We start from the raw sequence: 24,271 nt of genomic DNA on the forward strand, positions 1-24,271 counted from the left end.
TTAGGAGAGAATATGTTTCGCTTAGTTATACCATGTTTAGTTTTACTGCTATCGGCTTGTACTACAAGTAGAGTAGCAGATGATGTAGAGCTTAGTTCGTCAACAACAGTGGCTTTATTACCACTTGTAAATCATGCTCAGACACCGCTTGCAGGTGAACGCGCAGAAGATATTTTAGCCAGTATTTGGCAGCAAAATAAGTTACCAACGCTTATTCGTGCACCACGTAATAACAATAAAGAATTACCACCACTTGACGATCAATACCGTTTAGATAACGCAATGCAATGGTTAAGCACTCAACAAGCTGATTATGTACTTAGCGGCAGTATCGAAGAGTGGCGTTATAAAGCAGGTCTTGATGGCGAGCCAGTAGTTGCACTTACTTTATCACTAACCGTAAATGGGCAAACAACTCCAGTATGGACTGGCACTATTGCTAAAAGTGGTTGGGGTCGAGATAGTATTGCAGCAACTGCACAGGATGTAATTGCCGATTTAATTTCTTATATAGAGGTTAGTGAGTGAAAACACATTTCCTTCGTCCAAGAGAAGTTCCTGAGCTACAGATATGGGCTGAGGTATTTATATTTACCGCATTGGCTTTAGGGCTGCCTGTCCTGTTTAATGCTGAGGATCCCTTTTGGACGCAAGGTGGTTTTTCGTGGCCTGTATTAGGACCACTTTTAGTCGCTTTACGTTATGGTTTTTCAAAAGGCTTCATTAGCATATTAGTTTTGCTTGTTGGTCAGCTACTGCTTTTACAAGCGAATGTTTTAGCGCCTCAAAGCGAGTTTAATATTAACGCTATGATTGGCTATATTATTGCAATTATGATTACCGGTGAATTTAGAGATGTATGGGAGCGAACTAATCAGCAACAAAGTATTCAATTAGAATATGTGTCTGATAGGTTAGAAACCTTTACGCGCCAGTATCACTTAATCAGCTCTTCACACGACCGTATAGAACAAATGCTCGCAGGTCATACGCTCAGTTTAAGAGAGTCATTACAAGCAGTAAGAACTTCAATTGGTAAACTAAAAGAAAGACGCCTAGATAGTGCCGCCGACGTAATTATTAATTTATTTGTAGAGTATGGTGCATTAGAAAAAGCGGGATTATACAAAGTTGAAAAAAATAAAATTTTAGAATCCCCTCTTGCTGTTATTGGTAAAATGAATCCGCCGGTAACATCAGACCCTTTAGTAATAGCGATGTTTGAAGAAAAAGAACTTGTGTCAGTTAAAGACTCTAAAGCTTCTTTAGGTATAAGCAATTATCACATAGCAATTCCACTTATTGATGTGAACGATAATATTTACGCTGCTATTTTAGTTGAAAAAATACAGTTTTTTGCACTCAAAGATAACACCCTGACTTTACTTGCTGTTATGGCTGGGCATATTGGTGACTTATTACGCCATGAAATAACCAACCCAGTAATGAATATTGAAGAAACACCTTATTTTACTCAACAAGTAAAACGTGCAAATAAAGAAGCCAAACGTTACAACATTGCTTCTCATTTATTAAAAATTAAAGCAAATAAAATTAGTGAAGAATCTCGTCAACTTATGGACTATTTGACCGAAGCTCGTCGAGGTTTAGATGTTTACTTATACGATAATGAAAAACAAACGTTACTCCTACTCATGCCGATGACTGATGAGTTAGAGAAAAGTGGTTTTATTGCTCGCGTAGATAGCTGGAGCAAGGAACGTACAGGTAAAAACTTAGCCGAGTTAGAGATAATTATAGAACAGCAAATGGCGCTTCCTATTAGTAACGACAATATAAAGAGACTGGTAGCACTTTCATGATAAGAATAATTATTGCGGCTATATGTGGGTGTATATGTGAGTATTTTGCTTTAATAGAAATTCTTGATACACCTGATTGGCTCATTGCTATTTTATTGCATGCATTAGCAAGTCTATTTTTTACTTTTGTTAGTTATATTTTGTTTCCTTTAAAGTATAAAACCACACTCGTTAGCAGTGCCTTATTGTTGTTTTTATTATTATTTACACTCCCTGTTTTTGGTATTATTGGTGTTGTATTTGCTCTTACTTTTGCTTTGTGTAAACCAATTAAAAATGATGAAATTGAAATTGAAGAACATCAAATCCCAGAACTCCCGTTCGAAGCAAGAGTCGTTTCAGCTAATCCAACCTATTCAATTGGTGGTTTAAAAGCGATTTTAAAATATGCCAGCGAACCCAACAAACGCTTGAGTGCTGTAATGGCTGCTCGTCATATGAGTGATATAAAGGCGATTCCTATTTTAAAGCTCGCTCTTAAAGACTTAGAAGATGATATTCGTTTATTGGCCTACTCAACACTTGATGGCAAAGAAACCAAGCTGAATGAAAAAATAGGCTTATACCAACAAGAAATAGCCATAATTACACAACAGCCAAAATTAAGTAATTTACAACAACAACTTGCTGAACTGTATTGGGAATTAAGTTATTTAGGGTTAGCACAAGGTGCTCTACGTACATACGTACTAGAAAAAGCCGAAGCATTATCGCTTGAAAGCATTAAGTATGTAAAAAAGCCAGCTACCTTTGTTTTTTTAGGTCGCCTTTGTTTATCACTAGGTAAATATGAGCAAGCGCTTGAGCATTTAACAAAAGCAACCGAGCTTGGTATGGCACGTCGCCATGTTTTACCATATAAAGCCGAAGTTGCTTTTTGTATGAACAAACTAGATGACTGTAAGCGTTATTTAGAAGAACTTCCTGAGCAAGCTAAAGGGAGCGAATTACGTCATTTACAGGAGTATTGGAATGCCTAAAACAAGCGCCGATATATTACTGGTTTTAGAGGGCACCTACCCTTATGTACGTGGCGGAGTGTCGAGCTGGGTTCATCAAATTATTGAAGGTTTACCTCATTATACTTTTGAGCTTATCTTTTTAGGTGGTGCATCAGAGCATTATGGTGAAATTCAATATACTTTACCTAAAAACGTAACAAAACTACATGTTCATTATTTGGTTGAAAACGATACCTCCGAAATAAAAGCCAAGCATGGTATTAAATATAAAAAAGAACTCTTTGAATTTTGGCAGCAATTACAAAACTATTTTCGTGATTGTAAAGATCCAATTCCAACAGAGCTCCTTAAGTTTGCCTTTGAAAACCTTGCTAAAAAAGAAGGTATAAACGAAGCTGACTTTTTGTATAGTGAGTCATCATGGCAAGTGCTTTCAAAGTATTACTTAACTTATTGTGATGAATCATCGTTTATCGACTTTTTCTGGTCATATCGCAACTTGTATAAACCACTATTTAAAATAGCCGAAATTGCTCGCGGCTTACCAAGTGTTAAACTTATTCACTCAATATCAACTGGCTATGCAGGGCTTTTAGGCGCAGGTGCTAGTGTAATAAGTAATACCCCGTTTTTATTAACCGAACATGGAATTTATACCAAAGAGCGTAAAATAGATCTTATTCAAGCTAGTTGGATTAAAGACTCTGAACAGCGTTTGGGTAAAAATTTAAATACCGAAATGGGCTTTATACGCCGTATGTGGATCAGCTTTTTTGAACAAATTGGTCGAACAACTTATCAAGAAGCCGATAAAATAATTTCTTTATACGACGGAAACCGACAACGACAAATTACAGATGGTGCTACACCAGAGAAAGCATTTGTTGTTCCCAATGGTATTAAAACGTCTCGCTTTACAGATGCACTTGCACAGCGCTCAGACGAAATTCCGCAAACAGTGGGATTAATTGGTCGCGTAGTGCCTATAAAAGATATAAAAACCTTCATACGTGCAATTAAAGAAGTACAGTCTAATATGCCAAACATAGAAGGCTGGATTATAGGTCCTTATGAAGAAGACCCGCAATATTATAAAGAATGCCAATTACTAGTAGGCAGTTTAGATTTAGAAAATAACGTCAAGTTTTTAGGCATGCAAGATATAACTAAAGTACTCCCTAAGTTGGGTCTGGTTGCACTAACGTCTATTTCTGAAGCTCAACCCTTAGTACTGCTAGAAGCAATGGCTGCAGGCGTTCCTGTGCTTGCAAGTGATGTGGGCTCATGTCGAGAAATAATAGAAGGCTCCACCGATGAAGATAAAGCATTGGGTAAAGCCGGTGAAGTTGTATCAATAGCCTCATCTAGCGAAACAGCATTACAAATATCAAATATGCTGATGGACAATGAAAAATGGCGTGAATACCAGGCAAGCGGTCTTAAACGCGTACAAACATTTTATGATGAGAGTCATATGTTTACACGATACGACACTCTTTATAAGGATACAATGTCATGGCCGGAATAGGTTTTGAGATACGTAAAATTCTCAAAAAGAATACCCTGCTTTCAGTATTTGAAGCATATGGTTATGCAGGATTAATAGGTTCTGGTCCTTGGTTATTATCTATAGTCGCTTTAATGCTTATTGGTATTTTAAGTTTAGGCGTAGTGCTGCCAAAAGTACTGATCATTCAATTTTTAACGCTTGTTACCTACATGATGGCAGCATCACTTATTTTAACCGGTGGTTTGCAATTAATGCTCACCCGCTTTATTGCTGATTTATTTTTTAAAAAAGAAGAAGCCAAAGTTCTGCCAAACTTACTTGGCGCTCAACTAATTACCACCATAGGTGCGCTACTTGTTGGCTTAGCTGTTTGGCCATTTTTACCAATACCGGTAGTTACTAAAATAATTATTTTAGGTGCCTTTATTAGCTTATGTAATCAATGGCTTGGTGCAATATTTTTATCTGGAATGAAAGAGTATAGGTTAATTTTAATTACCATGTTAAGCGGATACGCTTTTATGGTATTACTGGCTTACCTACTCAGAGACTGGCAATTGGACGGGTTATTTTTTGCTTTTTTTGCCGGTGAAGCACTACTCTTTTTTAGCTTTTTATTTATGATTATTAGGCGCTACCCAGGCGAAAAACTTATAAGCTTTGATTTTTTACATAATAAAAACGTGTATTACAGCCTATTTTTCTGTGGGTTATTTTATAACATTGGTGTGTGGGCTGATAAAATTATTTTTTGGTACTCACCAAGTACATCTATTCAAATTATTGGCACACTTAGAGCAAGTCCTATTTACGACTTACCAATATTTTTAGCCTATCTGTCTATTATCCCTGGCATGGCTGTATTTTTAGTGAAAATGGAAACCGATTTTGTTGAGCAATACGACCGTTTTTACACAGCAATACGCGGCGGCTCATCACTCGAAGAAATTTACCTTTTAAAAGACAATATGATTCAAACTGCTCGTGGCGGCATATACGATATTTTTAAAATTCAGGGTATTACCGTCGCTTGTTTATTATTGTGGGGAGAGCAAATACTCACCTTTATCGGAATTGACCCAAACTATAAAACGCTTCTATTTATTGACGTTGTTGGTGTAGGCGTGCAAGTAATATTTTTATCTATTTTAAATATTTTATTTTACCTCGATAAACGTTTTACGGTATTAGTATTAGCGGGCATATTTTTAGTCGTTAATGTTGTACTTACCTATATATCGGTTGCTCTTGGACCACAGTTTTATGGATATGGTTTTGCTTTGGCGACCATTGTAAGCTCAGTAATTGGTTTGTTTTGGCTATCGAGACAATTTGAAAGCTTAGAATACGAAACCTTTATGTTGCAATAACATATTGTAAAGGCTGCACTTTGCAGCCTTTATCATTAAGCTAGAAAATCTAGTAACCCACGTTCAAATCGACTGAGGTATTTTGTTTTACGAGGTAATTTAAAATTTTCGCGCCAATGAGTTTGTTCTAATTCATTTTTCTTACAAAGCTCAATAACGTCTGGATGAATATAAGAGTTTCGAGCAATTGTTGGCGTATTACCAAGTCTTGATGACACCTCATCAAGCATTGCTTTTAATGTAATACCGCCTTTAGCTTCATATATCTCTTTAAAAGCAACGACACTTGCGCGCCATGTTCTAAAATGTTTTGCACTAAACTCATTCCCCATTATATTTTGAATGTATTGATTTATCTCAGTAGAAGTAACATTAGAACGTTCACCCTCTTCTATATATTGAAATAAGTGTTGCCCAGGTAAGTCTTGCAGCTCTTTAATAACACTACTCAGTACTTTATCTGTAATATTTACTTCCCTTTCTTTACCTGATTTTGCACGATATTTTAATCTAATATTTTTACCGGTTAACTTTGCGTGCCTTGCTCTTAGAGTTGTGGCTCCAAAAGTTTTATTTTGTTTCACGTTACGTTCATTGCCCACTCGTAGTGCACCTAAATCCATTAACCTAACAACAGCAGCTAAAGTACATTCATAATCAAGCTCATCACCTTGGAGTGCCTCATTTAGTTGAGATCTAAGTAATGGCAGTTTATATCCAAACACACTACACGCTTCATACTTTTTAGCATCTTGTTGCTGTGTAAATAACGGATGATACCGGTATTGCTTTCGCCCTTTACTATCGTAACCGGTTGCTAAAATATGGCCATTTTCTTCAGGGCAGAACCATACACTTTTATAAGCGGGTGGAAATGCGAGCCCATTTAAGCGTTCAATAATCTCCTTATTTTTGAGCTCTTTTCCGATAGGATCGAAGTACTGCCAATGCTTATTTTTTTGTCTTCGGGTAATCCCAGGTAAACTATCATCAACATAAATTAACTCCATCTCTCTCCCCTGTATTAAAAAGTACATTTCACAACGTAGAATGTATCACCTTAAAATAACCTTAAACTGAACGACTTTATTGATATATAATCAAAAGTTGAGCAAAAAAATAAAAATACTTCCGTGTATTGGTTATTATAAATACGCTCATATTCCCCTTAAATGGGCATGCTGTTTAAAAAGGAGCATTCAATGGCTTTTGATTATGGTTCGATTGATCTTGGACTAAAAAACCCCTTCAAACTTGAAGGTAAAGTAACTGCACTAAGAGGGCTTATTGAGTCTATTGTGGGTATTAGCATACTTGTTATTGCTGCTGGCTCTGTGAAAGAAGATACAACCGCTGGTTGGATTTTAATGGTTTTTGGCATGCTTATTTTAGCATTTGGTATTCGCTCTCTATCTGCTGGTATTTATGCAACTCTTAAATATTTTGTAGGCAGGAATCACCCTACTTCTCTCGCTTATAATTTCAGTAAATCACAAATATCGACAGCCAAAGAAGAAGAAAAAGAAGTCGCTTATACAGCACAATCGCTCGAAGAAATGCTGGTTGGTCGCAAAAATAGTACATTTAAAGAACCTAATGGCTTTTTATCACGCTTACTTCATAGCTTAATCCCTAAGTTATTATTTTTACCTTACCCTATTCGTAATGTTGCTCAGCGTTTATTTGGCTCATGGGTAAGTACATTGGTTGCACTTATTGCTTATGGGCTTGTTGCATTTGTATCTTTATCTGGTTTTACCGGTGAAGCTGGCGAATTAGCATTTCCTGTTTACAGCGGTATATTAATGTTTTACGTGCTTTTTTCGTGGCGCTCTACTGGTAAACCTATTTCCCGAAATGCTGAAAAAAACATTGAAGCACTTGGTACAGGCGCACTTGCTAAAATTATTTCTTTGTCTTTTATTTTACCAATTGCGATTGGTCTTTCTATGTCTTGGTTAATGAAAGAGCAACGTATTAGTAAGCAAGAAGTTGATAGTTGGCTTGAGCAGTTGCCTAGTCTTCATGCTGGAATATACTTAATTGCAATTATTGTATTAGCAACTTTAAGCTGCGCTCTTGCTTTTATTATGATTAAAGCGCGTTTAAATTCAGTTACCCCTTCAGCTGAAGTATCAGAGCTACGTGAAAACTGGCAAGAGTCTGTTCATCCTGACGAAATTTTTATAAACCTTGATAACTTAGTAATGGCTAATCGTCGCTACAAAGAAGTGCCAAACAGAGTTTATCGAGAGTTGGACCCTAAATTACAAGAGCAAATTGAAGGTAAAGGTGGTTTTAAAGGTGAAATGATCCAAGAAATTCAACCTAAACTGCACTCTATGGATTTAGGTAAAAACTTCACGTTTGCCAGATTACTTGCTTTAGTAAGTGGTAACTTACTTCATATAATAGTGCTAACTTTTACTGTGCTTTTAGCATATTCGCTTATTAATGTTTATCATTATATGGATGCTGCAAATATTAATAGCTTTAAACAAGCATTTAGTAACCAACATATTGTCCAATTTAGTGACCTATTAATGACAAGCTTTCACTTATTACTAGTAGGCATACTTATCAAAGCATTTGCGCAATTACTTACGAACACTGCCCACTTGTTTTTTGCCGAAATGCAATTTGAATCACTGCTAGTGTACTTTAAATGCGAAGGTACCTTTACTGAGTCTAAAATATCAACCGGTACTGGTATTCACGATAGCACCCGCTCAGAAAACACCTTAGTACGTAGTAGCATAACGCCTTGGATTATCGTTTCTCGTGTTATCTCAACTACTTTTGCCGCTACTGGTATGAAAAACCTTGAGCACCCTCGCCATATAATGGAAATGCATAAAGACGAAGGTCAATTACAAGCAATCAAAAAAGATGTTATCGCATTTTTGAAAGACCGCGAATCTATTGCCTCAATCACCAGTGAGCGTGATTTAGGTAATGCGTCACAAATACATCAATTAAACCAGCAAACGCGCGCTATGCCTTCTCAGCAAGCTATAGCTAAAGATGACGAAGAAGCTGCCGGATATTTAAGACAAGAAGAAAACTTATCTTCTGAGCCTAAGGCTTAATTAACCTTCTTATAAATGCCACCTTGTTAAATTAGGTGGCATTTTTTTATCCTTTATTAACCTCTATTCAATACCTTTTAACTTTATTACCTCTTTTATACTCAACAACATGATTAATATTGAATTAGTCCACAAAGCCCTTGCTTTATGTGCCAAAACACAAATAATGAAGCATTAACCATCGGGTAAGAATGAGGACAATGAGCTATATACTAACCACCCAATGTGCTGATGATGTAGGCTTAATAGCTAAAATCACAGGGCTTTGTCATAAAAACAATTTAAACATTACGCGTAACAATGAGTTTGTAGATAAAGACGCACAGCGATTTTTTATGCGTACAGAGCTTACAGGTAAGCCACAAAGCGACTTTTTAGATCAACTACGCGCATCGTTACCACAAGGCGCTAAACTTGCACTACATTGCGGCGCAAAAACTAAAGTGGTTTTACTTGCAACTAAAGAAGCACATTGTTTAGGTGGTATGCTGTTAAAGCAATTTGAACAAACTCTTAATATTGAAGTGTTAGCTGTAATTGCTAACTATGCTGATTTAGAGCCTTTAGCCAAAGGGTTTGATGTGCCGTTTCATGTTGTATCGCACGAAGGACTCACTCGCAGCGAGCACGATCAAAAAGTAGGTGATTTAATTGCCAGTTATAACCCCGACATTATTGGTTTAGCTAAATACATGCGTATTTTAAGCCCTGAATTTGTGGGTCGCTTTGAAGGTAAAATAATTAATATTCACCACTCATTTTTACCTGCATTCATTGGAGCTAAGCCTTATCATCAAGCATTTGAACGCGGCGTAAAAATTATTGGCGCTACCGCTCACTTTGTTAATAATGAACTTGATCAAGGACCTATTATTTTGCAAGATGTAACCAACGTTACGCATGCAAATACTGCCGAAATGATGGCTAAGATGGGTAAAGACGTAGAAAAAACAGTATTTTGTAAGGCGTTGCAACTTGCTTCAGAACACAAACTGTTTATTAATGGTAATAAAACAGTCGTCTTTAGTTAAATATTTATGTTTAGCTGAGCATTACACATTAAATTTAAGCATTAAAAAAGAGGCTTCTGCCTCTTTTTTAATGCTTAAATTTAGCTTACGTTTGCTCGATAGGTTCTAATTTTAATTTAGCGGCAATAAGTACAGCTTGCGTGCGGTTGTATACACCCAGTTTTCTAAAAATAGCGGTAATATGTGCTTTTATAGTCGCTTCTGAAATGTGTAATTCATACGCTATCTGTTTATTGAGTAAGCCTTCGTGTAAATACTGTAAAACACGATACTGCTGAGGCGTAAGAGAGGCAACTTGCGCTGCAATTTCTCTGTCTTCACTTTCAATTTCAGCTACTTTATTTTTTAATTCTACAGGTAGCCAAGTATCGCCTTCAAGTATTTGGTTAATAGCATTGGCTATATCATCGGATGAAGATGACTTAGGAATAAAACCCATAGCCCCATAACCCATTACTTTAGATACAATATTAGCATCTTCGCTGCCCGAAACGACGGCAATTGGTAAACTTGGATATTCTTCGCGGATACGAATAAGACCATACAAATCACCATTACCGGGCATGTGGAGGTCTAGCAGTAAAATATCAAGATCTTCTTGCTCGCTTAGCACCTGCAATGTGCTGTCAAAATCTGATGATTCAAAAACCTCTAAACCTTCAAACTTTACGCTCAATGCGCCCTTTAGTGCTTCACGAAATAACGGATGGTCGTCCGCTATCAAAAACTGACTCATGGTTTACTCCTAAAAAATTCGGCTGGTACTTATTCCTAAGCAACAGCCGATATACTACGTTTAGAATCAACTTATAATCAAGCTTTTAACGCGAATTTAACGATTTAATCGATTATCAATAAGTTCATCAACGACCGACGGGTCAGCAAGCGTTGACGTATCACCTAACTGTTGGTGCTCATTTGCTGCAATCTTACGTAAAATACGACGCATAATCTTACCTGAACGCGTTTTAGGCAGTCCTGGTGACCATTGAATCATGTCTGGAGATGCGATTGGGCTTAATTGCTTACGTACCCAATTACGTACTTCTTTAGTTAGCTCATCGCTTACTGTTACACCTTCATTTGGCGTAATATAAACATAAATGCCCTGACCTTTAATATCGTGTGGGTAACCCACTACAGCAGCCTCAGCAACAGCTTCATGCGACACGAGTGCACTTTCTATTTCAGCAGTACCTAATCGGTGTCCTGATACGTTTAGTACGTCATCAACGCGCCCTGTGATCCAGTAATAACCATCTTCGTCACGACGACAACCATCACCCGTAAAATACACACCTGGGTACGCACTAAAGTAAGTTTGTTCAAAACGGTCATGATCGTTATAAACCGTACGAGCTTGCGATGGCCAGCTATCTAAAATAACTAAGTTACCATCTACTGCGCCTTCAAGAGTAGTACCTTCTGCGTCATATAATGCTGGAGCAATACCAAAAAATGGATGCGTTGCAGAACCTGGTTTGGTATCAGTTGCACCAGGTAAAGGCGTAATCATTATGCCACCAGTTTCTGTTTGCCACCACGTATCAACAATCGGACAGTTCGATTTACCAATACTTTCGTAATACCACGTCCAAGCTTCTGGATTAATTGGTTCACCTACTGAACCTAAAATACGTAAACTATCGCGATTAGATGATGCAATAGGCTCATCGCCTTTAGCCATCAGTGCGCGTATTGCAGTAGGAGCTGTATATAAAATAGTAACGCCATGTTTATCAACTATTTCACCCATTCGACCTGCGGTTGGATATGTTGGTACACCTTCAAATACAACTTGTGTACAACCATTAACCAGTGGTCCGTATGCAATATAACTATGACCCGTGATCCAACCTACATCGGCACTACACCAATATACGTCATCATCTTTTAAATCAAATACGTATTCATGAGTCATCGAAGCGTAAACTAAATAACCGCCAGTTGTGTGTACAACACCTTTTGGCTGACCTGTAGAGCCTGACGTATATAAAATAAACAGTGGGTCTTCGGCATTCATTGGTTCTGGTTCACATTGCGCTGGTAAATCAGCAACTAAATCATGCCACCAAATATCGTGATCATGCCAATCAACTTCGCCACCCGTTAACTGATGTACAATAACGTGCTCAATAGTTGTTACCGAATCTTGTAATACAGCTTCATCAACATTTGCTTTTAATGGAACGCAATTACCTGCTCTGCGCCCTTCATCTGAAGTAATAACAACCTTAGCACCCGAATCTCTAATCCGATCGGCAATAGCTGAAGGTGAAAAACCACCAAATACAACAGAATGAATAGCACCAATACGTGCACATGCTTGCATTGCATAAATGGCTTGTGGGGTCATTGGCATATAAATAGCGACGCGATCCCCTTTTTTAACACCTAATTTTTTTAAGCCGTTAGCAAACTTAGCTACTTCATCATGCAATTGCTGATAAGTAATGTTTTCACTTTGAGATGGATCATCACCTTCCCAAATAAGCGCTGTTTTATCTGCCTTCGTTTTTAAATGACGGTCAATACAATTGTACGATGCATTAAGATAGCCATCCTCAAACCATTTAATGCTGATGTGACCTTTGTCAAATGACGTGTTTTTAACAATTGAATATGGTGTAGACCAATCTAGACGTTTACCATGCTCACCCCAAAAACTTTCAGGGTCATTAATTGATTGTTGGTACATCGTATTGTATTTATTTTTATCAACGAGTGTTGCGTCTTTAATGTGCGCAGGAACAGGATAGATACTTTGTGACATCTTAGTCTCCATTTAAATTACTTGCCTTAGGCTCCTATCAAGGATTACTCAGCAGTGATTTATTAAGTATTAGACCTTAGTTGTACACCCCTTCAAATTACCATTTTGTAGTTTATAATCCCTCTGCGCTCAATAGTTTTACATAAAAAATACAAGGCGTTAAATATAAGTGAACACTAACTACTCTATACCTAAACCTTAGTCTTATAGACCAATAGGTAATTGAGTAAATATCATACATATTTAACAGTATTCCTACTGCATAAGTTAATTATTTTATATTAGTAAATCTAATTATTTTATTTAACTAATGAAAACAAAATGTATATTGAGCAATAAAAATCAGTAAGCTTCTATTTATTCGTAAATAATGCTCGTAGCAAGCAACACAAATATACGAATAAAAAAGTAACAAACAACAAGTAGCCTAAATAAAGGACACCACAATGAAATTTACCCCGTTAAAAACACTTGCAGCAAGCGCTGTTATTTGTGCTCTTTCAAGCACAGCATATGCAGCCACAGCAGCTAAAATTGGTGATACAGAATTCACTTACGGTGGATATATTAAACTCGACTCTATGTGGAGTGATTATTCAGCAGGTGCTCCTGATGGTTCAAACGTAGGTCGTGATTTTTATGTGCCAAGCACACTAACTGTTGGCGACGATAACAGCTCTGATGCTGTATTTGATATGCATGCACGTGAATCTCGCTTTAACTTTGGTACAGCCACAGTAATGGATAATGGTAAAACCGTTAATACTAAAATTGAGATTGATTTTTTAGCTTCTGCTGCAGGCGGTAACGAACGTGTTTCAAATTCATATGCACCGCGTATTCGCCACGCCTATGTAACATACGATGGCTGGTTATTTGGTCAAACATGGTCAAATTTTCAAAATGTAGGTGCGCTTGCTGAAACACTTGATTTTGTAGGTCCAGCTGAAGGCACTGTATTTATTCGCCAATCTCAAATTAAATATACTACAGGCGCATGGTCTTTCTCATTAGAAAACCCAGAAAGCACAATAACGACTGCTGGCGGAACACGTGTTGCGACTGATGATGCATCACTACCTGATTTTACAGCACGTTACACACATAAAGCTGATTGGGGTAACATTGTTGTTGCAGCACTAGCTCGTCAACTTACTTATAAAGTAGGCGGAATTGATGCTGACGAAACATCGTTCGGTGTGAGTGCATCAGGTAAAGTAAACGTTGGCGAAGACAACATTAAATTTATGCTTACCCAAGGTAAAGGCTTAGGTCGTTACGTAGGTTTAAATGTGGCACATGGTGCGGTACTTAATGGCGATGACTTAGATGCAATCGACTCTACATCTGGTTTTGTCGCTTACCAACATAAATGGACAAGTAAATGGCGCTCAACGTTCCTATACTCGTTCTTCTCTGCTGACAACAACACTGATTTACTTTCAATTTCTGGCGATCCGACTGAATCGAGCCAAAGCTACAGTGCCAACATTTTATATTCTCCAGTTAAACGTTTAACGTTTGGCGCTGAACTAAAACATGCTGAGCGTGAAACTGAAAGTGGCGTTGATGGCGACTTAGACCGTTTACAATTCTCTGTTAAATACTCTTTTTAATTAGCTAAAAATCTAATTACTTCCTTAAGCGACCTCGGTCGCTTTTTTTATAACTCTATTTAAATTTTTCTATTCGCTTAATAAAGATCTTAATTTTATACCTATAAATTTATTGTACGTCGCTAAAATCCTATAAAACAGCATGATTATGAGTAATAGCGATAAAGCTAAATTGCAAATAAATACAATTTAAATTGAGTTATACACTTCATTCAAGTCTATTGAAAAATCTTACCGTACCCTAAAATTTTATACTTATTTAATCTAAGTCTCTAATCTTGTCTAATTGTCTATTTACAGAAAAATTAAAAGAAAATTAAAAATAGTAATGCATCGCCAACACCATAAAAAATTCAAATAAAGCCCAGCAACCCATAGCCCACTTTATAAACAATATCGAATAATACTATTAACAGATTATTCTATCCCCATTAGCTAGATGCAAATACGCTTGTAAATGATAATAGTTTTTGTTTGAGTTTGTTAATTCTAAATAGTAGAATATGGCTATTATTTAAATAAACTCAAATAATATTAAATATTAATTAAGGGAAAACATGAAACTCAATCGCACTTTTGCACTTTCTTCATTAGTTTTAGCCATGGGTTTTTCAGCTCAAGCACAAGAAACATCAACTAAAAATATAGTTGAAAATAACAATGAACAAATGGAAGAAATATTAATAGTAGGTGTACGTCAAGATCGAGTTAGCCAAGGTGCTACCGGTTTAACTATGGAGCTTAACGAAACACCACAATCTATTAGTGTAATTGGCGCAGAGCAACTTCAAAACTTTGCAGCAAATAGTATTAATGACGCATTGAAAATGGCCACGGGTATTACTGTAGAACAAGGTGAAACTAACCGCACACGATACACGTCTCGTGGTTTTGATATTAAAAGTACTCAAGTTGATGGTGTTGGTCTACCTAATAACTGGGGTCTTGTTACTGGTGCTATGGAAAGCTACGGTTATGAAAAAATAGAAGTTATTCGTGGTGCAAATGGGCAATTAACAGGCGTTGGTAATGCAGCTGGTACTATTAATTATGTTCGAAAACGCCCAACAAATGAGAATGAAGGTGAAGTAGGTATTTCTGTAGGTACTTATGGTTTAAAGCGCTTACAAGCTGATTATTCATTTTTGTTAACAGATTCTGGTAGTTGGGCTGCACGTGTTGTTGGTGCTGCAGAAGGTTCTGATTCATACCTTGATGGTTTAGAAAACGATCGTACTTACTTCTCTGCTGTAGTTGATGGACAACTTACTGGTAATTCAACACTTTCATTTGGTGCTTCACATCAAGATGCGAATACAGATGGAACCATGTGGGGAGGATTACCACTTTCATATGCCGATGGCACACAAGCAGAATGGGATGTAAGTACAAGTACAACCCAAGAGTGGACTAAATGGGATACTCTTAATACCACAGCTTTTATTGAATATACTTATGTATTCGATAATAACTGGGAAATTAAAACAACTTATAATTACCAAGACTCAGAAGATCAAAGTAAATTACTTTACCTTTATGACGCTTATGGAATGTTTGATAGTGAAACTAATTTAGGTTTAGTCAGTATTCCTGGACGATATGATACAGAATTCTCAGCTGATTTATTTGATATAACAGCTAAAGGTGAGTACAGCTTGTTTGGCCAAGAGCATGAGTTAATGCTTGGTGGTAGTATTTCACAAAGTACATCTTACTCTTTTACTAACTCTTACGATGCAGCAACAAATGAAGCTTATGGTTTAGCGCCTGCTTTTCCATACGCATTAGATGCGATTGCTGAGCCTATTTGGGGTGAACGAACTAAGTATGCTGATATTGATGTTACTTTGAAGCGTTTTTTTGGTTCTACTAAATTAAACCTAACAAGTGACTTATTTGTTATTGCGGGATTTAACGCTATCGATTATGAGCGCACAGGCTTTAGCCAAGGCGTTGATATAGATAATGATGAAAGTGAGGTAAGCCCTTACCTTGCAACAACGTATGCAATTAATGATGATGTTAATGTATATGTAAGCTATTCCGATATTTATCAGCCACAAGAGCAATACGATTACGATGGTAAATTTTTAGATCCAAGTAAAGGTGTTAATTACGAAGTTGGAGTGAAAACTCAATGGTTTGATGATCAACTACTTGCAACCTTTGCCGTATTTAGTGCAAAACAAGATAATATTGCAACTTATGCAGGGCTAAACGCATCTGGATTTACTTACTATAAAGGAGCTGATCAAGATACCCAAGGCTTTGAATTAGAATTAACCGGACACATAACTGATGATCTAAATGCTGTATTTGCATATACATACTTAGATATAAATGATGACGCAGGCGACAGTTCTCATGAATGGGAACCTGAAAATGTTGTTAATTTTTCATTAGATTATACGCTGCCTCAGCTACCTGAGTTTCAGTTTGGTTTAGCCGGTAAATGGCAATCAAAAACAGAAAATATAGCCAGCAATGTTAAGCAGGATTCTTATTTACTTATGAACGCATTTGCTCGATGGGATGCTAGCGAAGACTTATCAATTCAAGCTAACATTGATAACATTACAGATGAAAAACATATTACTAGCTTAGCCAATGTTGGTTTTTATGGCTCTCCTATTAGCGGTAAAGTTAGCTTAACTTATCGCTTTTAAAGTTCTATTTTAATTAGGTCGCATTCTTTAACTATTAGGGCGTGTTTATCTTTGGTGGTTAAATTTGCAGCAACATGTTTGGTTTTTAGGCAAGGCAGAGCCTATATAGTGTGGTTATTCCTCATAAATAGCCGATAACGCAGCATAAATATCAAACATGCGCTGCCATTTGGGTTCTTTCTAGGGACGATTAACTCTTTGTTGCCTACATGGATGTAGGTAAGGGGCGTGAGCAGGACGCGGAAGCTTTGCTCGATTTTTACTTAGTCCACTAGGTTACAAATCTCACGCCGCGATTTAACCGCCCCTAGATTGAACAAATTTTAATCCACAAAGATCAACACGCCCTAAAGAATGCTTTTATCTGATTAAAACGTATAGCGTATGATCGCTCTGCTCTTCATTTAGTATAGTAATTACTAATACAGTGCCTACTCATGCGCGATGTAACCGTAGATTTTTATAGGTTAAATTAAAAAACGACACATTTTTAATGTGTCGTTTTTATTTTTATCAGCTTTAAGTTTTTAATAACAAAAAAACGCTAATCATTACTGATTAACGCTTTTTAAAGCTCGGGTCAAATCAAGCTTAAAAACTCATTTTGAGGCTGTTAAAGATCAGCGTCATCGCCCAACTTATCTTCACCATCATCTGGTTCAATAGTTGCTTTTAATAAAAGCATTTCGCGTAACTTGCCTTCAATCTCATCTGCAATTTCTGGGTTTTCTTTCAAAAACTTAATTGAGTTAGATTTACCTTGGCCAACCTTGTTGCCACAGTAGCTATACCAAGCACCTGCTTTTTCAACAATTTTATGCTTAACGCCTAGGTCAATTAGCTCGCCTTGCTTAGAAATACCTTCACCATACATGATGATAAATTCAGCTTGTTTAAACGGCGGCGCTACTTTGTTTTTAACAATTTTAACGCGAGTTTCGTTACCAACAACTTCATCGCCTTCTTTAACAGAACCAATACGACGAATATCAATACGTACCGATGCGTAAAACTTAAGTGCATTACCACCCGTTGTTGTTTCTGGGTTACCAAACATAACACCAATTTTCATACGGATTTGGTTAATGAAAATACATAACGTGTTAGAGCGTTTAATGTTACCAGTAAGCTTACGTAATGCTTGCGACATTAAACGTGCTTGTAAGCCCATGTGCGAGTCGCCCATGTCGCCTTCAATTTCAGCTTTTGGTGTTAGTGCAGCAACCGAGTCAATTACAACAACATCTACTGCGCTTGAGCGTACTAACATGTCACAAATTTCTAGTGCTTGCTCACCTGTATCTGGTTGAGATACAAATAATTCATCTATATTTACACCCAATTTTTGGGCATATACTGGATCTAGAGCATGCTCAGCATCAATAAAGGCACATGTTTTGCCTTCTTTTTGTGCTTCTGCGATAACTTGTAAAGTAAGCGTTGTTTTACCAGATGACTCAGGTCCGTATACTTCAACAATACGTCCCATAGGTAAACCACCTATGCCTAAAGCAATATCAATACCTAATGAGCCTGTAGATACAGATTCAATGTTTAACGCTTTGTTATCACCCAATTTCATAATTGAGCCTTTACCAAATTGACGTTCAATTTGTGATAGTGCTGCGTCCAACGCTTTTTGTTTGTTATCGTTCATTTTGTTCTCCAAATCCGGCTAATGCAAACAAGTATACTGTATGAAATTACAGTATCAAGCTAATTTTATTATTTTATCTCATTTATTACACTTTTTAATGCAAATACAATAGCTTGCAGCCTTACTTGAGCCCTGTCGCCGGTAAATATTTGTTTATAGGTCAGTACTTTGTCATTAATTTGTATGCCAAACCACACAAGCCCCACTGGTTTACCTTCAGTTGTCCCGCCAGGTCCTGCAATACCCGATACAGCTATAGATATATTTGCGTTTGTTGCCTTAATTGCACCTAGTGCCATTTCACGTACTGTCTGCTCGCTCACAGCACCAAATTGCGCTAATGTACTGGCACTTACATTTAGTAAGTCTTGCTTTGCTTGGTTACTGTAAGTCACAAATGCGCGGTCAATATAAGCAGAGCTTCCGGGCGTATCTGTAAGTGCATAACTCACTCCGCCACCAGTACATGATTCAGCACTAGTGATCCATAAGCATTTATCCGTTAAAATAGCGCCTAATTGCGCAGCAAGTGTTTTAATCTCTTGATGTAATTCCATATTCAGCCTTTGGGTAAATACATGTCGTTTGATCTTTATGCACCACACACTATAAAACAGCAAACCCCTATGATGCAGCAGTATCTAAAAATAAAATCAGAGCATCGCGATATTTTATTGTTTTATCGTATGGGCGATTTTTACGAACTCTTTTTTGACGACGCAAAACGCGCCGCTCAACTACTCGATATTTCGCAAACTCATCGCGGTAAAGCTGGCGGCGATCCTATCCCTATGGCTGGCGTGCCTTATCATGCGGTAGAAAACTACTTAGCACGCTTAGTTCAAATGGGTGAATCAGTTGCTATTTGTGAACAAGTTGGTGACCCTGCAACTAGTAAAGGTCCTGTCGATCGTAAAGTTGTTCGTATTGTAACGCCAGGTACTATTTCAGATGAAGCCTTGCTACAAGAACGACAAGACAATCTACTTACCAGCGTTTGGCAAAGTAAAAAAGGTCTATACGGTATTGCGTACCTCGATATTAACTCTGGTCGCTTTAACGTTGTAGAGGTTAACACCGACGAAGCCTTTAGCTCAACTATTCAGCGCCTATCACCAGCAGAACTTCTGTATAGCGAAAGCTTTGAAAATTTTCATCTAATTGAACATATAAAAGGCGCTCGCCGCCGCCCTGAGTGGGAGTTCGATTTAGACACCGCGCAACACTTATTATGCGAGCAGTTTGGTACTAAAGATTTAGTTGGCTTTGGTGTTGATAAAGCCCATAGTGCGCTTGTTGCTGCAGGTTGCCTAATGCAGTACGTAAAAGATACACAACGTATTGCATTACCACATATTCGTGCAATTACACTTGAGCACAACGAACACGCTGTTATTTTAGATGCCGCTACTCGTAAAAATTTAGAACTTACCGTTAATCTATCAGGTGGTTTTGAAAACACACTTGCCCAAGTGCTTGATAAAACAGCAACACCTATGGGCTCTCGTTTACTTAAGCGCCGTATTCATACACCTGTACGCAATAAAGACGAGCTAAATTCACGCTTAAATGCAATTAGCGCTATTTTAGATGTACAACTGTGCGGTGAATTACACGAATCATTAAAAGAGATTGGTGATGTAGAGCGAGTTATTGCACGCCTAGCTTTATGCACAGCTCGCCCGCGCGATTTAACTCGCCTTCGCAGCGCATTACAAGCACTTGCGCCACTACACACTTTGTTAGGTGATGCTAACGATCCTCGTATTACGGGTATTATCAAGCACTCGCCTGAGCTCCCTGATTTACAAGAATTATTAGAACGTGCGGTTATAGAAAATCCACCAGTACTAATTCGTGACGGTGGCGTTATTGCCCCAGGTTACAACAGTGAGCTTGATGAATGGCGTAATTTAAGTAAAGGTGCAACCGATGTACTTGATCAACTAGAGTTACGTGAACGCGAACGCACGGGTATTAGTACGCTTAAAATTGGTTATAACCGCGTACATGGCTTTTTTATTGAAGTAAGCCGCGCCAATGCCCACTTAGTGCCAGCCGACTATATTCGTCGCCAAACGCTTAAAAATAACGAACGTTATATTATTCCTGAGCTTAAAGAGCACGAAGATAAAGTACTTGGCAGCCAATCAAAAGCACTTGCACTTGAAAAGCAACTATACGAAGAGTTGTTTAGATTTATTGCTCCACATATTGAACAGCTGCAAATGATGGCAGCAGCATTAGCTGACTTAGACGTGTTAAACAATTTAGCTGAGCGTGCATTTGCATTAAATTATGCAAAACCAGAACTGTGCGATAACGACAATATAAGCATTAAGCAAGGTCGTCACCCCGTTGTTGAACAAGTAATGAAAGAACCGTTTATTGCCAACCCTGTTGAGTTAAACAGCCAGCGTAAAATGCTCATTATTACGGGTCCAAATATGGGTGGTAAATCAACTTATATGCGCCAAACAGCACTTATTGTATTAATGGCTCACATTGGCAGTTACGTACCTGCAGACAGCGCTAAAATAGGTAATATTGATCGCATATTTACACGTATAGGTGCAAGCGATGATTTAGCATCAGGTCGCTCAACCTTCATGGTAGAAATGACCGAAACAGCGACTATTTTAAATAATGCCACAGCGCAGTCTTTGGTATTAATGGATGAAATTGGTCGCGGTACAAGTACCTACGATGGGCTCTCGCTTGCATATGCAACAGCCGATCATTTAGCGTCAAAAATATCAGCTAAAACATTGTTTGCTACACACTACTTTGAGTTAACAGAGCTTGCAGAGCAAACCACTGGTCTTGTAAATGTACATCTTGATGCAATAGAACATAACGATACAATCGCCTTTATGCACACAGTACTTGATGGCGCAGCAAGTAAAAGCTTTGGCTTGCAGGTAGCTGCTCTTGCGGGTGTGCCAAAAGCTGTTATTGCACAAGCGAAACAAAAACTTAAGTTACTCGAAAATCATCAAAGCGTTACTGCACCAAATACAGAACAACAAGCATTTACTTTTAATAACGAAGCTGCACAAAGTACACCTTCAGAAGTAGAAGAGCAGTTAAGCGCTATCGACCCTGATAATTTATCGCCACGCCAAGCGCACGATTTGTTATATAAGTTAAAAGCACTGCTTTAAATTTGCTTTATTTATACCAATCTACTTATATATAGGATTTATTTAATTCGTTAAATTGTTCAAATATTTATGCAGGTTGGTATTTAAGCATAAAAAAAGCCGAAGAATAAATTCTTCGGCTTTTTAACACACATAGTCTATTAAGTAATTTGCACAGTTATTAAAACTGGTTAAATAAGCTATCTGTACTTAAACCTTCTTGCTGCAAAATGTCTTTTAAACGACGTAATGCTTCAACTTGAATTTGTCTTACACGCTCACGAGTTAAACCGATTTCACGTCCTACATCTTCAAGTGTTGATGGCTCATAGCCAAGTAATCCAAATCGGCGTGCTAACACTTCGCGCTGCTTAGGATTTAACTCACCTAACCAATCTACAATGTGTTTGTTGATATCATTGTTTTGCACTTCGCCTTCAGGGCCCGCACTCTTTTCATCTGGGATGATATCAAGCAGTACACTGTCGTTTTCACCACCAATAGGCATGTCAACAGATGCTATTCTTTCGTTAAGACGCAGCATTTTTGTCACATCTTCAACGGGTCTGTCTAGACTAGCTGCAATTTCTTCAGCAGTTGGTTCATGATCGAGTTTTTGAGTCAGCTCACGAGCTGTTCGCAAATAAACGTTAAGCTCTTTAACAACATGAATAGGTAAGCGAATGGTACGAGTTTGATTCATAATGGCACGTTCAATTGTCTGACGTATCCACCATGTGGCGTAAGTAGAAAACCTAAAGCCGCGCTCTGGGTCAAACTTTTCAACCGCACGGATTAAACCAAGGTTACCTTCTTCAATTAAATCAAGTAGAGCGAGTCCACGATTGTTGTAACGTCGTGCAATTTTAACAACTAAACGTAAGTTGCTCTCAATCATTCGTTTGCGTGATGCTTCGCAACCTTTTAGAGATTTACGAGCAAAAAACACTTCTTCTTCTGCACTTAATAATGGAGAAAAACCAATTTCGCCAAGATAAAGTTGGGTCGCATCTAAATTTTTAGTGACTTCGTCTTTGGCAAATATATCTTCGTCATCTACTTTTTCAAGTAACGGTGTAGCTTCTTCAATGGCGGTATCATCGAACTTATCTTCATTCATGATGTTTTTATTAAGTTTTGCTGCGCTAGCCATAGGCCCTCTCCCGAGCAATTATCGATTCCTAGCTAGGGTAGGTATTTAGCAGGATTAACAGCTTTTCCTCGGTAGCGTATTTCAAAACGAAGTGCCGTGACCAAAGATTCAGAGTTACCTATTTCTGCTATTTTTTGTCCTACCTTAACTTCCTGCTTTTCTTTAACAAGTAATTTCGAGTTATGTGCGTAAGCACTTAGGTAATCATCATTATGTTTCAATATTATTAAACTACCATAACCACGAAGAGCATTACCCGCATACACCACCGTTCCTTGTGCTGCGGCTAAGACGGAAGCCCCTTTTTTATTAGTAATCTGCAAGCCTTTGTACCCGTTTTCCTTATTAGAAAAGCGTTTAGTAATTTTACCCTTTGCAGGCCAAAACCACTTTACCTTACTGCTCGACAAATGCTCTGTATTACTAACTTTGTTACTGGCTTGTTTCTGAACATACTCTCGTTTTTTTGGAGGATCAAGCTCTTTCTTTAATTTTATGTTATTTTTTTGTTTATTTTTTATAGACTTTTTACTCGAATTCGTATATTTTTCATCCCTTTTTATTTTTTTAGTCTGGGCTAGTAGAGATATACTCTGTCCTGGAAATATTGTATAAGGTACTGGTATTTCGTTATTTTTTGCAAGAAGTCTAAAATCTTGACCCGCACTAAAGGCAATTGAATATAAAGTATCGCCTTTTTGCACTTTATAATGGCTGCCTGTTATGTTAATTTTATGTTTAAACTCATTAACATTATTATTTAGGCTACTGACAGGTGCAGGAACGTGACGAGACGAGCAAGCAAAGAGAAAAATACTAATAAATAAAGCAACATAACACCTTAATTGTTTATTCATCGTACTTAGCGCCTTTTGTTAATAAAGTTGTTTTTATAAAGCTTAACGCAATAAAAAGTATGCAACGACAATTAATGCAACTAATCCCCAGCCAAGTATTTCAATATACTGACGTAATTTTTTCTCCATTTTTGCTCCACCCCATTTCATTAAGGCTGAAACTAAAAAGAACCGTGCACCACGCCCAATAGCTGATGCTATTAAAAAAGGCAAAAACGCCATTTGTAAAACGCCTGCACCAATCGTGAATACTTTATAAGGGATCGGTGAAAAACCAGCTAAAAACACCACCCAAACACCATAATCTTTAAACCAATTTAATGCGATATCAAACTTTTCCTGCCAATGCATTTGTGCAATAAGCGGCTCTACAACAGGTTCAAATAGCCAAAAGCCGAGTAAATAACCAACTATCCCCCCAACAACAGACGCTACAGTGGCAAAGCTGGCAAAACGCCATGCTTTTTTAGGTTGCGCAAGCGACATAGGCGCCAGCATTACATCGGGCGGTATCGGAAAAAAAACTGACTCAGCAAAGCTCATTGCAGCTAAATAACGCTCCGCATGACGGTGTTTTGCCCATACAAGGGCCATATCGTATAACTTAGTAAACAACTTCAA

Annotated in this window: 18 protein-coding genes; 10 read left to right on the top strand and 8 right to left on the bottom strand. The window is 37.7% G+C overall.

The features are described 5' to 3' along the window. Positions 1 to 12 precede the first annotated feature (12 nt). Genes GQR56_RS09045 through pelG form a run of 5 tightly spaced genes read left to right on the top strand, consistent with a single transcriptional unit; the run spans position 13 to position 5,665 of the window. On the top strand, positions 13 to 528 hold the full coding sequence (locus tag GQR56_RS09045) for a hypothetical protein (protein WP_024610610.1): 516 nt from the start codon (positions 13 to 15) through the stop codon (positions 526 to 528). Then, positions 525 to 1,823, top strand: a complete 1,299-nt coding sequence (locus GQR56_RS21700) for a PelD GGDEF domain-containing protein (RefSeq protein WP_166110573.1) — start codon at positions 525 to 527, stop codon at positions 1,821 to 1,823. The genes GQR56_RS09045 and GQR56_RS21700 overlap by 4 nt, the downstream gene beginning before the upstream one ends. Further along, entirely contained in the window at positions 1,820 to 2,803 is a 984-nt protein-coding gene (locus GQR56_RS09055) for a hypothetical protein (RefSeq protein WP_024610612.1), read from the top strand. Before GQR56_RS21700 ends, GQR56_RS09055 begins: the two co-directional genes overlap by 4 nt. Beyond that, on the top strand, positions 2,796 to 4,313 hold the full coding sequence (gene pelF / locus GQR56_RS09060) for a GT4 family glycosyltransferase PelF (RefSeq protein WP_024610613.1): 1,518 nt from the start codon (positions 2,796 to 2,798) through the stop codon (positions 4,311 to 4,313). The genes GQR56_RS09055 and pelF overlap by 8 nt, the downstream gene beginning before the upstream one ends. Continuing rightward, complete coding sequence (gene pelG, locus GQR56_RS09065) at positions 4,301 to 5,665, top strand: exopolysaccharide Pel transporter PelG (RefSeq protein ID WP_024610614.1); 1,365 nt, start codon at positions 4,301 to 4,303, stop codon at positions 5,663 to 5,665. Before pelF ends, pelG begins: the two co-directional genes overlap by 13 nt. Before the next feature lie 35 nt (positions 5,666 to 5,700). Here the strand turns inward: pelG and GQR56_RS09070 are convergent, their stop codons facing one another. Continuing rightward, positions 5,701 to 6,675, bottom strand: a complete 975-nt coding sequence (locus tag GQR56_RS09070) for a DNA topoisomerase IB (RefSeq protein ID WP_166110576.1) — start codon at positions 6,673 to 6,675, stop codon at positions 5,701 to 5,703. A 192-nt stretch (positions 6,676 to 6,867) separates the two neighbouring features. Between GQR56_RS09070 and GQR56_RS09075 the strand changes: the two genes are divergently transcribed. After that, positions 6,868 to 8,754: a hypothetical protein gene (locus tag GQR56_RS09075; RefSeq protein WP_024610664.1), complete on the top strand. Its 1,887-nt coding sequence runs from the start codon at positions 6,868 to 6,870 to the stop codon at positions 8,752 to 8,754. Between the two features lie 200 nt (positions 8,755 to 8,954). Beyond that, positions 8,955 to 9,785 carry a formyltetrahydrofolate deformylase gene (gene purU, locus GQR56_RS09080; protein WP_166110579.1) on the top strand — a complete coding sequence of 277 codons (831 nt, stop codon included), beginning with the start codon at positions 8,955 to 8,957 and terminating at the stop codon, positions 9,783 to 9,785. A gap of 85 nt (positions 9,786 to 9,870) precedes the next feature. Here the strand turns inward: purU and GQR56_RS09085 are convergent, their stop codons facing one another. Both GQR56_RS09085 and acs read right to left on the bottom strand, forming a co-directional pair. Next, complete coding sequence (locus tag GQR56_RS09085) at positions 9,871 to 10,521, bottom strand: response regulator transcription factor (RefSeq protein WP_024610662.1); 651 nt, start codon at positions 10,519 to 10,521, stop codon at positions 9,871 to 9,873. A gap of 96 nt (positions 10,522 to 10,617) precedes the next feature. Beyond that, positions 10,618 to 12,558 (bottom strand): acetate--CoA ligase, encoded by a 1,941-nt coding sequence (gene acs, locus GQR56_RS09090; protein ID WP_166110582.1) that lies wholly within the window; start codon positions 12,556 to 12,558, stop codon positions 10,618 to 10,620. A 446-nt stretch (positions 12,559 to 13,004) separates the two neighbouring features. Between acs and GQR56_RS09095 the strand changes: the two genes are divergently transcribed. Together GQR56_RS09095 and GQR56_RS09100 are read left to right on the top strand one after the other, a co-directional pair. Then, positions 13,005 to 14,174 carry a DcaP family trimeric outer membrane transporter gene (locus GQR56_RS09095; protein WP_024610660.1) on the top strand — a complete coding sequence of 390 codons (1,170 nt, stop codon included), beginning with the start codon at positions 13,005 to 13,007 and terminating at the stop codon, positions 14,172 to 14,174. Between the two features lie 557 nt (positions 14,175 to 14,731). Continuing rightward, positions 14,732 to 16,840, top strand: a complete 2,109-nt coding sequence (locus GQR56_RS09100) for a TonB-dependent siderophore receptor (protein WP_166110585.1) — start codon at positions 14,732 to 14,734, stop codon at positions 16,838 to 16,840. A 613-nt stretch (positions 16,841 to 17,453) separates the two neighbouring features. On the opposite strand, the gene recA is transcribed toward GQR56_RS09100, so the two are convergent. After that, positions 17,454 to 18,497: a recombinase RecA gene (gene recA / locus GQR56_RS09105; RefSeq protein ID WP_024591486.1), complete on the bottom strand. Its 1,044-nt coding sequence runs from the start codon at positions 18,495 to 18,497 to the stop codon at positions 17,454 to 17,456. Between the two features lie 68 nt (positions 18,498 to 18,565). Then, positions 18,566 to 19,054, bottom strand: a complete 489-nt coding sequence (locus GQR56_RS09110) for a nicotinamide-nucleotide amidohydrolase family protein (protein WP_166110588.1) — start codon at positions 19,052 to 19,054, stop codon at positions 18,566 to 18,568. A 21-nt stretch (positions 19,055 to 19,075) separates the two neighbouring features. On the opposite strand from GQR56_RS09110, the gene mutS reads away from it, so the two are divergent. Then, positions 19,076 to 21,661 carry a DNA mismatch repair protein MutS gene (gene mutS, locus GQR56_RS09115; protein WP_166110591.1) on the top strand — a complete coding sequence of 862 codons (2,586 nt, stop codon included), beginning with the start codon at positions 19,076 to 19,078 and terminating at the stop codon, positions 21,659 to 21,661. Positions 21,662 to 21,821: 160 nt separating this feature from the next. On the opposite strand, the gene rpoS is transcribed toward mutS, so the two are convergent. Genes rpoS through GQR56_RS09130 form a run of 3 tightly spaced genes read right to left on the bottom strand, consistent with a single transcriptional unit; the run spans position 21,822 to position 24,271 of the window. Further along, a complete protein-coding gene (rpoS, locus tag GQR56_RS09120; protein WP_024610514.1) occupies positions 21,822 to 22,793 on the bottom strand; it encodes an RNA polymerase sigma factor RpoS in 972 nt (323 codons plus the stop codon). Between the two features lie 32 nt (positions 22,794 to 22,825). Next, entirely contained in the window at positions 22,826 to 23,650 is an 825-nt protein-coding gene (locus GQR56_RS09125) for a peptidoglycan DD-metalloendopeptidase family protein (RefSeq protein WP_166110594.1), read from the bottom strand. Between the two features lie 42 nt (positions 23,651 to 23,692). Next, positions 23,693 to 24,271: a YqaA family protein gene (locus GQR56_RS09130; RefSeq protein WP_166110597.1), complete on the bottom strand. Its 579-nt coding sequence runs from the start codon at positions 24,269 to 24,271 to the stop codon at positions 23,693 to 23,695.

Source organism: Pseudoalteromonas sp. Z9A5 (genome assembly GCF_011378875.1).
Classification (GTDB): Bacteria; Pseudomonadota; Gammaproteobacteria; order Enterobacterales; family Alteromonadaceae; genus Pseudoalteromonas.